This window comes from Stenotrophomonas capsici (assembly GCF_034961085.1).
Classification (GTDB): Bacteria; Pseudomonadota; Gammaproteobacteria; order Xanthomonadales; family Xanthomonadaceae; genus Stenotrophomonas; species Stenotrophomonas capsici.
In genome coordinates this window covers 1,711-2,596 of record NZ_JAYFUH010000051.1, presented here as the reverse complement: position 1 = coordinate 2,596, position 886 = coordinate 1,711, and the positions used below count along the sequence as shown (strand labels likewise).

At 67.2% G+C, this 886-nt stretch carries 1 protein-coding gene; it reads right to left on the bottom strand.

Annotated elements, in window-relative coordinates; genetic code table 11:
- Window positions 1-477 precede the first annotated feature (477 nt).
- The coding region (locus VA603_RS01700) for a ferredoxin reductase domain-containing protein (protein WP_486679287.1) at window positions 478-886 on the bottom strand (409 nt) is incomplete at its 5' end.

Sequence of the window (886 nt, the reverse complement as noted above, 5' to 3'; positions counted from 1 at the left end):
CAATATGGGGTGCGCACCCTTAGGAAAAGTCCTATCTCAGACACCCCTGCAGTGATCGCGATACCGGTACCGGTCCGCATGCATGCGTGCGTGCGTAGTGCTACGTCCACACGTACGACTGACGCAGCACGTGTCGCCCGCCGGCAAGCGCGATGTCTCGCTAGGGGATCCATTCACTTCACATGCAGGGTGCATCGTGGCGCTGGCCTGACGGGGCCAAGGATGCGCATCCGGATCCGTGCGAGGAGTCATTCCCTTCGATGGGACTGAGCGGGAATGCCACGGCATCGTGTCCCTGTGCGGTCCACGGCCATCGTGGAGTTCATTCACGCCTGGCGCGCGATTGTCCCGGTCACGGGCAGCATTGTCCCAGGGATGAAATGTGCCAAAGCGGACATGCGGTGACAGCACCTCGTCCCCGCACCCTGCCGTCGCATGCGGAGCGCTGCCGACGTGCAGCGCCCGATCAGACCGGCCTTACTTACTGCTGACGTACTTCTCGCGGCGGATCTGCGGCGGCGGCAGGCCGGCGGCCTTCAGCAGCTCGGCGCAGGCATCGACCATGTCCGGGTTGCCGCACAGGTAGGTGATGTCGCGCGTCGGGTCCGGGCCGATCTCGGCCAGCTGCTGCTGCACGTAGCCCTTGCGCACATCCGGGTGCGGGTCGGCCGGCAGCTCGCGCGACAGGCAGGGCATGTAGCGGAACCCCGGGGTGGCCTCGGCGAAGGCACGGAAGTCCTCGCTGTAGAGCAGGTCCTGCGGGGTGCGGGCGCCCTGCAGCAGCACCACTTCCACGCCGCGCTCGGCGATGGCCCGGCGCAGCAGCGGCAGCATCGAGCGGTACGGGGTAACGCCGGTACCGGTGGCGATCAGCAGGTAGCGGCCG